The organism is Pseudooceanicola endophyticus (genome assembly GCF_018760365.1).
GTDB classification, from domain to species: domain Bacteria; phylum Pseudomonadota; class Alphaproteobacteria; order Rhodobacterales; family Rhodobacteraceae; genus Pseudooceanicola; species Pseudooceanicola endophyticus.
Genome location: NZ_JAHIAB010000011.1, coordinates 85325 through 97816 on the forward strand (window position 1 = coordinate 85325; position 12492 = coordinate 97816).

A 12492-nucleotide genomic window follows, 5' to 3' on the forward strand; every position below is an offset into this window, starting at 1 on the left:
TGCCATCTCCATGCTCAGCACTGCTTCCCGCCTTCCGATCCTCGCCCTTCTTGGCGGCCTCCTTCTGTGCGGAGCCGGCCCGCTGACGCCCGCTCTGGCGGAGGAGGGCGGCGCGGGGCCGGTGCCGCAGGCCGCGCTCGGGGCGCCGCAGCCGCCGGAGCTGGCGCAGGTGGCCAGCTACGTGGTGATGGATGCCCAGACCGGCGACATCCTGGCCGAGAAGGGCGCGACCCTGTCGCGGGCGCCCGCCAGCCTGACCAAGATGATGACCGCCTACCTGACCTACAAGGCCCTTCAGCACGGGATGCTGAGCCTCGATCAGACCGTGCCGGTCAGCACCGCCGCCTGGAAGGCCGGCGGTTCGCGCATGTTCATCTCGCCCAGCTCGACGGTGACGGTGAACCAGCTGCTGCACGGGCTGATCATCGAATCCGGCAACGATGCCGCCATTGCCCTGGCCGAGGCGGTCGGTGGCACCCAGGACGCCTTCGTCGGCCTGATGAATGCCGAGGCCGAGCGGCTGGGCCTGAAGGACACCCATTACGCCAACGTCTCGGGCCTGCCGGATCCGGGGCTGCACACCACCGCGCTTGACGTGGCGAAGCTGTCGCGGGCGATCATTCTGGACTACCCCCAGTTCCTGCAGATCTCGGCCCAGAAGGACTATACCTTCGACAAGATCCACCAGCGCAGCTGGAACCCGGTGCTGTTCCGCGATCCGTCGGTCGACGGGCTGAAGACCGGCCTGACCGATGCCGCCGGCCATTGCATCGCCGCCACCGCCTTCCGCGACGGGCGGCGGCTGATCACGGTCGAGATGGGCGGGCCGAACTGGTCCTCGGCCACCGATGCGACCGAGGCGCTGCTGGGCTACGGCTACCAGTATTTCGACAACAAGCGGGTCGCCACCGTGGGGGCGCAGGTCGGCGTGCTGAGCGATGCACGGCTGGATCCGGAATCCGTGCCGGTGGGCGCCGCCCGCGACCTGACGCTCAGCCTGCCGGTCGATGGCGCCGATCCGGTGACCGCGACGCTGCACCTGGCGCAGAACCTGCCGGAAACCCTGCCCGCCGGCAGCGAGGTCGGCACGATCTCCTATGCGATGGGGAGCCACGAACTGGCCAGCGTGCCGGCGGTGACCCTGGCCGGGGCGCAGCCCGCCGGCCTGGTGACCCGGGTCATGCGCGACCTGCGCGCCCGCTTCTGATCCCCGCCGCCGCCCGTGGCCCTGCCCGGGCGGCGCCGCGACCTGCCTGCGAAACGCGCCCGGGCCCCGGCCTGCCGCCGCGCCGCCCGGCCTGCGGTCCCGCTTCGTCTTGTCATCGTCCTGCGGCTGCGGCTGCATGGCGGCAACTGCGAGGAATGCGAGGAACGGATGAAGGATCTCCTGTTTATCGACGGGGCCTGGGTGGCCCCCGCCAGCGGCGCCAGCTTCGAGGTGATCGACCCCTCGGACCGCAGCGTCTTCCACCGGGTCGCGCGCGGCGGTCCCGAGGATATCGACGCGGCGGTGCAGGCCGCGCGCCGGGCCTTCGACAGCGGCCCCTGGCCGCGCCTGAGCGGGGCCGAGCGCGGCGCCATCCTGCGCCGCATGGCCGAGGAAATCGCCGCCCGCACCGAGGAGCTTGCGCTGCTGGAAGTGCGCGACAACGGCAAGCCCCTGCCCGAGGCCCGCTGGGACATCGAGGACACCGCCGGGGTGTTCCACTACTACGCCGGCCTGGCCGAGGCGCTGGAGGCCGAGGGCCCGCGCGACATCCCCCTGGGGATGGAGGGGTTCAGCGCCAGCGCGGTGCGCGAACCGATCGGCGTGGCGGGCGCGATCATCCCCTGGAACTTTCCCATGCTGATGGCCGCCTGGAAGATCGCGCCGGCGCTGGCCGCCGGCTGCACCATGGTCCTCAAACCCTCCGAGCTGACGCCGGTCACGGCGCTGGAATACGGCGCCATCGCCCAGGCGGCGGGCCTGCCGCCGGGGGTGCTGAACATCGTCACCGGCTTCGGCGCCGAGGCCGGGCAGCCGCTCTCGGAACATCCCGGCGTCGACAAGCTGGCCTTCACCGGCTCGGTGCCGACGGGGCGCCGGATCATGGCCGCCGCCGCGCGCGACATCAAGGCGGTCAGCCTCGAACTCGGGGGGAAGTCGCCGCTGGTGGTCTTCGCCGACACGCCGCTGGAGGAAGCCGTCGAATGGATCCTGTTCGGCATCTTCTGGAACCAGGGAGAGGTCTGTTCGGCCACCTCGCGGGTGCTGGTCGAGGCGCCGCTCTACGAGGCCCTGCTGGCGCGCCTGGCCAAGGAGGCGGGCCGGATCCGCATCGGCCCGGGGCTGGAAGAGGGCGTGCTGCTGGGGCCGCTGGTCAGCGCGGGCCAGCAGGAAAAGGTGCTGGGCTGGATCGAGCGGGGCCGCCGGGAGGCCCGGCTGGTCTGCGGCGGCGGCGTGCCTGCGGGGCTGGAGGGCGGCTGCTACGTGGAGCCGACGATCTTTGCCGATGTCCCCGAGACGGCCTCGATCTGGACCGAGGAAATCTTCGGCCCGGTGGTCTGCGTCGCCCCGTTCGAGACCGAGGCCGAGGCGATCCGCCTGGCCAATGACAGCCGCTTCGGCCTGGCGGCGGCGGTGATGTCGACGGATCTGGACCGGGCCGAGCGCGTGGCCCGCGCCTTCCGGGCCGGGATCGTCTGGATCAACTGTTCCCAGCCGACCTTCACCGAGGCGCCCTGGGGAGGCTACAAGCAATCCGGCATCGGGCGGGAACTGGGCGAGTGGGGGCTGTCCAACTACCTGGAAACCAAGCAGATCACCCGCTACGACCGGCACCGTCCCTGGGGCTGGTACCTGAAAGGCTGAGCCCCGGGTCTGGCGCCCGGCCCTTGCGCCGCCCCGTGCGCCAGACCCGGGCCCGGGACGATCACGCCGAGCGGGTCAGCCGGGCCTGCCAGCAGTTGTTGCGGGCCGAGCGCAGGTCGACGAAGGCCACCTCCGGTCGGGCCAGCAGCGCATCGGCATAGGCGGCGATCTCTGGCACCGGGGTCACCTGGCCGGTGCCGTAGACGATGCGCTCCTCGGCGCAATAGCCTTTCAGCAGGTAGTCGGGAGAGACCAGGATCGCGGGCAGGCTGCCTTCGGCGGCGCTGTCCGGGGCACAGGCATCGGCGCAGAGAAAGACCGGCCCGGTCTCGGCATAGGGCTGCAGGCTGACGAAGGGGCGGTAGGCCAGAACCAGCATGGCCGCCCCCTCGGGGATCATCCGCAGGCAGCAGCGGCAGGGCGCGCCGCCGTCGCTGCGCTGCCGCTCGGGGGGATTGCCATAGGCATCCGGCGCCCCGCCGCGAAAGGACTCGGCGGTGGCGACGGGCATTCCGTGAAATCTGGGCATTCTGAACTCTCCGTTGCGATGGCCCGGTCAGACCATGCCGCCGGTCGCCGCGCGACCCGGATCCTGCGCATTGCGCCGGCAGGGCAGGGGCTGTCAGCCCATCCGCTCGGCCAGGAAATCGACCAGGGCGCGGATCCGCGCGGGCACCGGATCCGCGCCGACGAACAGCGCGTGCACCGGGTGGGCATCTGCGCCGGGAAACTGCGCCAGGATCTCGTGCAGGCGTCCCGCCCGGATATCCTCCTCGACCGCGAAACGCGCGACACGGGCAATGCCCAGCCCCGAGACCGCCAGCATCCCGAGGGCCTCGCCGCTGTTGGCCCGGAAACGGCCGCCGACCTGCACCTCTTGCCGGGCGCCGGCAACCCGGAACGGCCAGCGCGCCCGACCGGGGTCGAAGCTGAACAGCAGGCAGTCGTGGTTGCGCAGCTCCTCGGGGTGGCGCGGCGTGCCCTGGGCGGCAAGATAGGCGGGCGCGGCGACCACCACCATCGGCTCCTCTCCCAGCTTGCGGGCCCGTAGCCGGCTGTCGGCCAGCCGGCCGAAGCGGATGGCGACATCGGTGCCCCCCTGCGCGGGATCCTCCAGCAGGTCGGTCAGGGTCAGGTCGATCCGGAGCCGGGGATGGCGGTGGGCGAATTCCTGCAGCAGCGGCACGATCTTCAGCCGCCCGTGGGACACCGCCGCCGAGATCCGCAGCAGCCCCGAGGGCGGGCCATCCGCCGTGATCTCGGCCTCGGCGCGGTCCAGCTCTGCCAGCAGGCGGCGGGACATGGCGGCGAACAGGTGCCCCTCTTCGGTCAGGGTCAGCGACCGGGTGGAGCGGGTCATCAACCGCAGGCCCAGCCGCCTTTCGCAGCGATCCAGGGTGCGACTGACCCCGGACGGCGTCATCCCCAGCCGCAGCGCGGCGGCAGAGAAACTGCCCTCCTCGAGGATGGCCACGAAGACCTCCATTTCGCGGAACCGGTCGGCCTGATGCGTCATCTTTGCCTTCCATTCAAGAATGACTTGCCCGCCATGCCCCTAATGCCGGGCGGGGATGTCGTCCATAGCGGGGGTCTGCGGAGGCGCGCAGCCGCGCGTCCCGACCATCTTTGAACGGGACGGAACCGATGAAACCCCTTAAATCCCTGAAATTCAATCCGGCTCTTGCGGCGCTGTCGCTGGGGTCCTTCACGATCGGGCTCACGGAATTTGCGCCGATGGGGCTGCTGCCGGTCCTGGCCCGGGATCTGCAGGTGCCGATTCCGGCGGCGGGGCTGGTGGTGACCGCCTATGCCTTCGGGGTGATGATCTTTGCCCCCATCGTCACATTGGCCGGGGGGCGCCTGGCCCGCAACCGGCTGCTGATCCTGCTGGCACTGATCCTTGCGGCGGGCAACCTGCTGGCGGCGGCCGCGCCGGGCTACGCGCTGCTTCTGTGCGCACGGGTGCTGACGGCACTGTGCCAGGGCAGCTTCTTCGGCGTCGGTGCGCTGGTCGCTGCCGCCCTGGTGACGCCGGGCCGGCAGGCCGGGGCGGTGGCGGCGGTGTTCATGGGCCTGACGGTCGCCAATATCGCCGGGGTCCCCGCCATGACCGCCCTGGGAGAGGCCGCCGGCTGGCGGATCCCCTTCCTGCTGCTGGCCGGGCTGGGGCTGGTGACACCGCTGGCGCTGCTGCGGGTGCTGCCGCATCTGCCCGCGCCCGCCGGCAGCAATGTCCGGGCCAAGCTGCGGGTGCTGCTGCGCCGCCCGGTGCTGGGGGCGCTTGGGCTGACGGTGCTGACCTCGACCGGGCAGTTCACCGTCTTCACCTATGTCGCGCCGATGCTGCAGCACGGGCTGGGGGCCTCGACCGGGTTCGTGACGCTGGCGCTGATCGTCGTCGGGCTGGGCATGGCGGCGGGCAATCACCTTGGCGGGATTGCGGCGGACCGGTCGCTGCGCGGCACGCTCATCGTCACGCTGATGGCGCTGATCCTGCTGCTGGGCGGCCTCTCGGCCTGCCTTGCCGTGCCGGGGGCGGTGCTGGGGCTGCTGTTCGTCTGGGGCGGGCTGTGCTTTGCTCTGGTGCCGACCATGCAGATGCGGGTCATGGCGGCGGCGGCAGAGGCGCCCAGCCTGGCCTCCTCGGTCAATATCGGCGCCTTCAACCTGGGCAACGGCCTGGGGGCAGTGGTCGGCGCGGCGGTCCTGAACGCGGGCGGAAGCTATCCGGCGATCCCGCTGGCCAGTGCCGTTGTCTTCGCGGTGCCGCTGGCGATCGTGCTGCTGAAGGGGCGGCGGGGCAGAGCGGCGGTGCAGGCCTGAAGAGGCGGGCGTCGCCCCGTGCAGTGCCCCGTGCGGGCAAAGGTCTGCGCGATGGCGCAGATCTTTCGGCATGTTCGGAGAGGGGTGGAAGTGGTGCCGGTGAAGGGACTCGAACCCCCGACCCCATCATTACGAATGACGTGCTCTACCAGCTGAGCTACACCGGCACTTCCGTACCAGCGCCCCGAAACGGGAACCCGTCGGGGCGCTGGTGGCGGGGCTATAGCATCGCTGCCCCGGCTGGGAAAGTGCTATTTTCGCGCTGCTTGCGCGGAATCGTCGCTTTCCTTCGGCGGCAGCACCTCGGCCTCGGGCACCACCTCGGCGGTCGGTGCCGCAGGGGCGGCGGCTTCGGGCGCCGGCGGGGTGGCGGGGGCCGAAGCAGGCGTCGGAGCGGGGGGCGTCGCCATGGTCTCTTCCAGGCGGCCGACGATCAGCGGCAGCATCTGCTGGGACATGCCCGACTGCACCTCGGCGGCGGGAACGTCCTTCCAGGCCAGGGTGTCGAAGGCGCCGCAGTTCTCACATACCGGCTGCCATTCCGCATGGATGTGGTGGCAGTTCTCGCAGGTCCATTGCGGACCGCGCGGGGCGGTGACGGCGCGCGCCAGCCAGCCCTTCACCACCGCGTCGGAAGAGCCCTCTCCGCGTTCGATCGCCGCCATGATGGTCAGCGCGCGGGCATCGGGTTTCTCCTGCGCGAGGTGGCCCATGGCGCGCCGTGCGGCAGGGAAATCCTCGGCGGCGATCAGCAGCTCGGCCTGCAGCAGGCGGGTCTCGCGGTGCTCGGGATGCAGGCGGGTCAGGGTGGCGAAACGCTTGACCCGGGCGGCGGGGCTTTCGTCGGGCTCGATGGCGGCGAAGGCGGCGGCCAGGTCGGGATGCGGCGAAGCCTCCCAGGCCTTTTTCAGCACGCGCACGGCGTATTTCGACTTGCCCTCGTCCATGTAGGCGCGGGCCGCGAAGACGGCGGCGGGGATCAGATCGGGCGAAAGCTTGTTGGCCTCGATGGCCGCTTCACGGGCCTCGATAGAGCTTTCCTCGGCGATCACGGCCTTGGCTTCCGACAGCGCCAGCACGGCGTCGCGGCGCTTGTGCAGGTCGCGCGGCATGGAGCCGTGGCGCAGCTTGGCCTTCAGCGTGTCGCGCGCGCCCTTCCATTCCCCGGCCCCGGCCTGAAGCTGCAGCAGGGTGTCCTGGATCTCGGCGTGCTGGGGTTTCAGGGCGAAGGCCTTCTGCGCCAGTTGCAGCGCGGTTTCGGTGTCGCCTGCGGCCAGCTTCTGCTTCATCAGGCCGCGCACGCCCACGAAGCGGGTCTTGTCGCTGTTCAGCAGGCGCTTGTAGCTTTCCTCGGCCTTGCGCTTGTCACCGGCAACCTCTGCGGCCTGGGCGGTCAGCAGCGTGGTCAGTTCCGGGCGGGCCAGGTAGCGTTCGGCACGGGCGGCCTTGTGCATGGCCAGACGCCCTTCGCCGGAGGCCAGCGCCATCATGCCTTCCGACAGCGCCTCGAAGCCCTTGCGTTCGCGCGAGCGGTTGAAATAGCGCGACATGGCGGTTTCGTCGCCGTTGATGAAGCGCAGCGTGGCGACCAGCAGGCCGGCCAGCTTGATCACGATCCAGATCGCCAGGACCAGGACCAGCAGCGCGATCACCGATTTCAGCGGCGTGAGGTTGAATTCATAGGCACCGAAGGCGATGCGGACGCCGCCCTCCAGCTCTAGCAGGTAGCTGGCGCCGAGCGCGGCAGCAGCCACGATCAGGACGAAGACGACGATTTTGACGAGCGACCAGAGCATCCGGAATTCCTCAGTTCAGGTTGTCGGCCGAGAGGGTCTCGGCGGCGGCAAGGGCGTTGGCGCGGGCATCGGCGAGCGCACGCCAGTCCTGCATCTGGGTCTGCGCCTGTTCGGGCAGGGCATCGAGTTCGGCAAGCGCCTCTTTCAGCTTGCCGGCCTTCAGGTCGGCTTCGGCGCGCGACAGGATGGCGTCGGCGCTGTCGCCTTCCTGCGGCGTGAGCGAGCGCACGCCCAGCTGATCCTTGAAGAAGCCGATGACCGAGGTGCCGGCTCCCTTGCCCTCGCGCGTGGCGGCCAGGGCATCGCGGGCGGCATCGGGGAATTTCTCGCGCAGGGTGGCCATCGGGGTGATCCCGTCGGTGGCATGGGCGGAAAGCGCCTCGGGCACGTCCAGGCCTTCCTGCTGCAGTTCGGCAAGGACATCCTGATAGGGCGCGCCGGTATCCAGCGCCGAGGTCAGCTTGACCATGGAGGTGCGGATCGCGGTGCTGCGCTCGGTGGCGACGGCATCGGATTTCATCTTCTGGGCTTCGCCGATCATCGACTGGATCTCGCTGGTCTGCGAATCCATCGCGCTTTTCAGCCGGTCGAGTTCGGCCTTGTAGGCATCCACCGTGTCCTGGGAGGGGCCGGCGGCGGTCTTCGGGGCGTTTTCCAGCGCGGTGACGCGATCCGCCAGGCCCGAGACCTGCGCCGAAAGATCGGCAACGGAACTGTTGAGCTGGCTCAGCTGGTCGCCCGGCAGTTTCGAGGCCAGATCCGAAAGCTGCGTCTTCTGCTGGTCCAGCTGCTCCTGAAGGGAGGGGCCGGCGGGTTTCAGGAAGGGCGCGCCCTCGGGGTAAAGGTACAGCGCGCCGCCGAAGCCGATGGCGGCGGCGACGATGCCGCCCAGCAGCGCCGGGAAGAAGCCGCCGCGCCGGACGATGACGGTTTCCTTCTGCGGTTCCGGCGCCGGTTCGGGGATCGGGGCGGGGTCGGGCATGGCGGCCGTTTCGGGCTCTGCCTCGGTGCGGGGGTCATGTTCGGGGGCGACAAGGGTCACGTCCGGCGTGTCTTCGGCGGGCGTTTCATCGGAGCGTGCCGCGGCGATCCCGGGCGTGTCTTCGGCAGGGCCCTCCTCCTGCGGCACCTCCCCGGGCGCGGCGGATACCGGCGTCGCCTCGGCGGTGGTCTCCGGTTCGGCGGTGGCGGGCGTGCTGTCGTCCTTGCGCGGATCGTGCTCGGGGGCGGCAGGAGGGGTCTCCTCCGTCGCCTCGGTGCTAAGTCCGCCCTTGTCCTCCAGCGGTGCCTGCGCCTTGGGTCCGGCCTTTGTCTTGTCGTCGTCCTGCTTGTCGGCCACCGATCAATCCCTTTTCGATTCCAATAATTGCGACACAGCGCGCCAGCAGCTTAGTCACAGGGTCCCCCTGCCTCAAGCTGGAGCGCCGCGGCGATAAGTCCATTGGTCACGGCCACCATGGATTCGCCGTCCGGATGGGCGGCATGGCAAAGCCGAAACCTTTCCAAACCATTGAGCTCCGCCGCCACCGCAGGGCTGATCGCCGCCAGAAAAAGCGGCGCGGTGCCATGCCAGCCCTCGGCGAAAAGTCGCCCGGTACGCGGAGAATAAATCGGCGCCACAACAGGTTGTGACCCCGACATAAGGGCCCGTGCCTCTGTCGTGAAGGGCTGTGAGCGCTGACGGTAGGCACAAAGGCTGCGGACGGCCAAACCTTCGGCATTCAGCCGGGCGGCCAGGTCGCCGCGCTGGTGCTCGCCATGCAGGTGCAGCAGCGGCCCGGCAGGCCCTGCGTCGCGGATCAGGGTGAACAGCGCCTCGGCATCGCCCCCCGCACTTTGCACGGTGCAGCCGGCCTCGCGCGCGGCGCGCGCCGTGGCATCGCCCACGCAATAGGCAATCGTGCCGGGGCGGATCCGCCCGGCGGCGGCCCGCACCCCGTTGCGCGAGGTGAAGATCAGCGCCGCGTCTGCGGGCAGGGGGGGCAGCGGCTCGGGCTGGATGGCGATCAGCGGACTGTGCCGCACGGCCAGCCCGGGGTGGTCCCGGCGCAGGCGTTCGCCCAGGGCCGGGCCCTCCGGCGCGGGCCGGGTGATCAGAACGATGGGCGCCATGGGCTCCTCCCCGACAGGCCAACCGCCGCGTGGCGGATTGTTCGCATCCCTGCCAGGTGTTACCTGCGGAGCAGCACCACCGCAATGAAGACCCGGCACTTGGGGGCAAGACCATGAGCGAGATGACCATCCTCGGGATCGAAAGCAGCTGCGACGACACCGGCGCAGCCGTGCTGCGCGGCGGTCCCGGCACCGCGACCGTGCTGTCCTCGGTCGTGGTCGGGCAGAACGAGCTGCACGCGCCCTTCGGCGGCGTCGTCCCCGAGATCGCCGCCCGCGCCCATGCCGAAAAGCTGGACGGCTGCGTGATCGAGGCGCTGGACCAGGCCGGCGTGTCGCTGGCCGAGATCGACGCCATCGCCGTCACCGCCGGGCCCGGGCTGATCGGCGGGGTTCTGTCGGGGGTGATGTGCGCCAAGGGGATCGCGGTCGCGACCGGCAAGCCGCTGATCGGGGTGAACCACCTGGCGGGTCATGCGCTGACCCCCCGGCTGACCGATGGCGTGACCTTCCCCTACCTGATGCTGCTGGTCTCGGGCGGGCATTGCCAGTTCCTGCTGGTGCGTGGCCCCGAGGATTTCACCCGCCTCGGCTCCACCATCGACGATGCGCCGGGCGAAGCCTTCGACAAGACCGCCCGCCTGCTGGCGCTGCCCCAGCCCGGCGGCCCCTCGGTCGAGGCCGAGGCCCGCAACGGCGATCCGAAACGCTTTCCCTTCCCGCGCCCGCTGCTGGACCGCCCCGGCTGCGACCTGAGCTTTTCCGGGCTGAAGACGGCGCTGCTGCGCCAGCGCGACGCGGTGATGCTGGGCGATGCGCTCTATGCCAAGGACCGCGCCGATCTTTGCGCGGGCTTCCAGGCCGCCGTGGTCGATGTGCTGCGCGAAAAGACCCGCCGCGCGCTTGAGCTGTATCTGGCCGAAGCCCCGGCGGTGCCCACCCTGGCGGTCGCCGGGGGCGTTGCCGCCAATACCGCGATCCGGGGCGCGCTGACCGATCTGTGCGCCGGCCTCGGCGTGGCGTTCACCGCGCCGCCGCTGAAGCTTTGCACCGACAATGGCGCGATGATCGCCTATGCCGGGCTGGAACGCTTCGCTGCCGGAGAGGCCGACGACATGACGCTGGCCGCCCGCCCGCGCTGGCCGCTCGACAAGCGGGCTCCGGCGGCGCTCGGCTCCGGCAAGAAGGGGGCCAAGGCATGATCGCGATCCTCGGGGCGGGGGCCTTCGGCTCGGCGCTGGCGATCTCCATTGCCCGGGGCGGCACGCCGGTCTGGCTCTGGGGCCGGAGTCCTGAAACCATGGCGCAGATGCAGGCCGACCGGCTCTGCCCGCGCCTGCCCGAGGTGGCGCTGCCGCCGCAGATCACCTGTGCCTCCGACATGGCCCTGCTGCCCGGCGCAGGCCCGGTGCTGCTGGCCACCCCGATGCAGACCCTGCGCAGCCTGCTGGAAACCCATGCCGACCGCCTCAGGGGCCGCCAGCTGGTGCTGACCTGCAAGGGGATCGAGCTGTCCACCGGCCTGCGGGCCTCCGAAGTGCTGGCCCAGGTCCTGCCCGATGCGCTGCCGGCGGTGCTGACCGGGCCCAGCTTTGCCGCCGACATCGCCCGTGGCCTGCCCACCGCGCTGACCCTGGCCTGCGCCGACCCCGTGCTCGCCAAGACCCTTCAGGCGCAGCTTTCCACCCCGAACCTGCGCCTCTACCGCAGCCCGGACGTCACCGGCGCCGAACTGGGCGGCGCGCTGAAGAACGTCATCGCCATCGCCTGCGGCGCCGCCATCGGCGCGGGCCTCGGCGACAGCGCCCGCGCCGCGCTGATGACCCGCGGCTATGCCGAGATGCAGCGCCTCGCGACCCGCCTCGGCGCCCGTCCGGAAACGCTGGCCGGGCTCTCGGGCTTCGGGGACCTGACGCTCACCTGCACCTCGTCGCTGTCCCGGAACTACCGCTTCGGCCTGTCGATCGGGCGCGCAGAGGCCTTCGACCCTTCCGTCACCGTCGAAGGCGCCGCCACCGCGCGCGCCACCGATGCGCTGGCCGCCAGCCTCGGCCTCGACATGCCGATCACCCGGGTCGTCACCGGCCTGGTCGAAGCCCGCCTCGACGTGAGCGAGGCGATGCATGAACTGCTCAACAGACCCCTGAAGGAGGAACGCCCGTGACCTATCTGCTCATGGCCTGGGACAAGCCCGGCGCCCTGGAAACCCGTCTCGCCAACCGCGAGGCGCATCTGGACTACGTGAAATCCACCGGCAAGGCGCTCTATGGCGGGCCGTTCATGGATGACGCGGGCCAGATGGCGGGCTCGATGCTGGTGCTCGACATCACCACCGCCGAAGAGGCGCAGACCTGGGCCGCAAACGACCCCTACGCCAAGGCCGGCCTCTTCGAGAAGGTGGAGCTGCGCCCCTGGAAGAAAGTCTTCGGCTGATGCGTTACTGGCTCTTCAAGTCCGAGCCCGCGACCTGGTCCTGGCAGGATCAGGTCGCCAAGGGTGCTGCGGGCGAGGAATGGGATGGCGTGCGCAACTACCAGGCCCGCAACTTCATGCGCGAGATGGCCCTGGGTGATCGCGGCTTCTTCTACCATTCCCAGTCGGAAAAGGCGGTGGTCGGCCTGATCGAGGTCTGTGCCACCTCCCATCCCGACAGCAAGGCCGATGATCCCCGCTGGGACTGCGTCGATATCCGCGCCCTGAAACCCCTTGCGACCCCGGTCTCCCTCGCGACGATCAAGGCCGACCCGCAGCTGGCCGAAATGGCGCTGGTAAAGATGTCCCGCCTCTCGGTCCAGCCGGTGAGCGAGGCCGAGTTCCGCCACATCTGCGCCCTGGGCGACACCGATCCGGACTGATCCCCGGCTCGGTCTCATCTGGCCAAAAATATCCCAGGGGAGTCTCCGCAGGAGA

Annotated in this window: 12 protein-coding genes and 1 tRNA gene; 7 read left to right on the forward strand and 6 right to left on the reverse strand. The window is 70.4% G+C overall.

Annotated elements, in window-relative coordinates:
* Positions 1–10 precede the first annotated feature (10 nt).
* Together KM176_RS18035 and KM176_RS18040 are read left to right on the forward strand one after the other, a co-directional pair.
* Complete coding sequence (locus tag KM176_RS18035) at positions 11–1207, forward strand: D-alanyl-D-alanine carboxypeptidase family protein (protein ID WP_160896136.1); 1197 nt, start codon at positions 11–13, stop codon at positions 1205–1207.
* A 168-nt stretch (positions 1208–1375) separates the two neighbouring features.
* Complete coding sequence (locus tag KM176_RS18040; protein WP_160896137.1) at positions 1376–2851, forward strand: aldehyde dehydrogenase family protein; 1476 nt, start codon at positions 1376–1378, stop codon at positions 2849–2851.
* Between the two features lie 61 nt (positions 2852–2912).
* Here the strand turns inward: KM176_RS18040 and KM176_RS18045 are convergent, their stop codons facing one another.
* Together KM176_RS18045 and KM176_RS18050 are read right to left on the reverse strand one after the other, a co-directional pair.
* A complete protein-coding gene (locus KM176_RS18045) occupies positions 2913–3380 on the reverse strand; it encodes a DUF1203 domain-containing protein (RefSeq protein ID WP_160896138.1) in 468 nt (155 codons plus the stop codon).
* Positions 3381–3473: 93 nt separating this feature from the next.
* Entirely contained in the window at positions 3474–4367 is an 894-nt protein-coding gene (locus KM176_RS18050; RefSeq protein ID WP_160896139.1) for a LysR family transcriptional regulator, read from the reverse strand.
* 128 nt (positions 4368–4495) lie between these two features.
* On the opposite strand from KM176_RS18050, the gene KM176_RS18055 reads away from it, so the two are divergent.
* The gene (locus KM176_RS18055) at positions 4496–5674 is read left to right on the forward strand and encodes an MFS transporter (protein WP_202397987.1); all 1179 of its coding nucleotides are present in this window, start codon (positions 4496–4498) and stop codon (positions 5672–5674) included.
* Between the two features lie 91 nt (positions 5675–5765).
* Here KM176_RS18055 and KM176_RS18060 read toward each other — a convergent pair.
* From KM176_RS18060 to KM176_RS18075, 4 genes are all read right to left on the reverse strand, one after another.
* Positions 5766–5841 (reverse strand) — tRNA-Thr (locus KM176_RS18060).
* Between the two features lie 84 nt (positions 5842–5925).
* Positions 5926–7470, reverse strand: coding sequence for a heme biosynthesis protein HemY (locus KM176_RS18065; protein ID WP_160896140.1), 1545 nt, complete (start codon positions 7468–7470; stop codon positions 5926–5928).
* 10 nt (positions 7471–7480) lie between these two features.
* Positions 7481–8809, reverse strand: coding sequence for a COG4223 family protein (locus KM176_RS18070; RefSeq protein ID WP_160896141.1), 1329 nt, complete (start codon positions 8807–8809; stop codon positions 7481–7483).
* Between the two features lie 50 nt (positions 8810–8859).
* Positions 8860–9582, reverse strand: coding sequence for a uroporphyrinogen-III synthase (locus KM176_RS18075; protein ID WP_160896142.1), 723 nt, complete (start codon positions 9580–9582; stop codon positions 8860–8862).
* Between the two features lie 113 nt (positions 9583–9695).
* Here KM176_RS18075 and tsaD point away from each other — a divergent pair, with 113 nt between their 5' ends.
* The 4 genes from tsaD to KM176_RS18095 are packed head-to-tail and all read left to right on the forward strand — an operon-like array spanning position 9696 to position 12437.
* Positions 9696–10784: a tRNA (adenosine(37)-N6)-threonylcarbamoyltransferase complex transferase subunit TsaD gene (gene tsaD / locus KM176_RS18080; protein WP_160896143.1), complete on the forward strand. Its 1089-nt coding sequence runs from the start codon at positions 9696–9698 to the stop codon at positions 10782–10784.
* The gene (locus KM176_RS18085) at positions 10781–11746 is read left to right on the forward strand and encodes an NAD(P)H-dependent glycerol-3-phosphate dehydrogenase (protein ID WP_160896144.1); all 966 of its coding nucleotides are present in this window, start codon (positions 10781–10783) and stop codon (positions 11744–11746) included. Before tsaD ends, KM176_RS18085 begins: the two co-directional genes overlap by 4 nt.
* A complete protein-coding gene (locus KM176_RS18090; protein ID WP_215558805.1) occupies positions 11743–12015 on the forward strand; it encodes a YciI family protein in 273 nt (90 codons plus the stop codon). Before KM176_RS18085 ends, KM176_RS18090 begins: the two co-directional genes overlap by 4 nt.
* The gene (locus KM176_RS18095) at positions 12015–12437 is read left to right on the forward strand and encodes an EVE domain-containing protein (protein WP_160896145.1); all 423 of its coding nucleotides are present in this window, start codon (positions 12015–12017) and stop codon (positions 12435–12437) included. The genes KM176_RS18090 and KM176_RS18095 overlap by 1 nt, the downstream gene beginning before the upstream one ends.
* Positions 12438–12492: the final 55 nt, after the last annotated feature.

Bases quoted from the DNA above. Each gene is read 5' to 3' on its own strand.
- KM176_RS18085 (WP_160896144.1), top strand. From the start codon at position 10,781: ATGATCGCGATCCTCGGGGCGGGGGCCTTCGGCTCGGCGCTGGCGATC.
- tsaD (WP_160896143.1), top strand. From the start codon at position 9,696: ATGAGCGAGATGACCATCCTCGGGATCGAAAGCAGCTGCGACGACACC.
- KM176_RS18035 (WP_160896136.1), top strand. From the start codon at position 11: ATGCTCAGCACTGCTTCCCGCCTTCCGATCCTCGCCCTTCTTGGCGGC.
- KM176_RS18095 (WP_160896145.1), top strand. From the start codon at position 12,015: ATGCGTTACTGGCTCTTCAAGTCCGAGCCCGCGACCTGGTCCTGGCAG.
- KM176_RS18040 (WP_160896137.1), top strand. From the start codon at position 1,376: ATGAAGGATCTCCTGTTTATCGACGGGGCCTGGGTGGCCCCCGCCAGC.
- KM176_RS18065 (WP_160896140.1), bottom strand. From the start codon at position 7,470: ATGCTCTGGTCGCTCGTCAAAATCGTCGTCTTCGTCCTGATCGTGGCT.
- KM176_RS18075 (WP_160896142.1), bottom strand. From the start codon at position 9,582: ATGGCGCCCATCGTTCTGATCACCCGGCCCGCGCCGGAGGGCCCGGCC.
- KM176_RS18055 (WP_202397987.1), top strand. From the start codon at position 4,496: ATGAAACCCCTTAAATCCCTGAAATTCAATCCGGCTCTTGCGGCGCTG.
- KM176_RS18050 (WP_160896139.1), bottom strand. From the start codon at position 4,367: ATGACGCATCAGGCCGACCGGTTCCGCGAAATGGAGGTCTTCGTGGCC.
- KM176_RS18045 (WP_160896138.1), bottom strand. From the start codon at position 3,380: ATGCCCAGATTTCACGGAATGCCCGTCGCCACCGCCGAGTCCTTTCGC.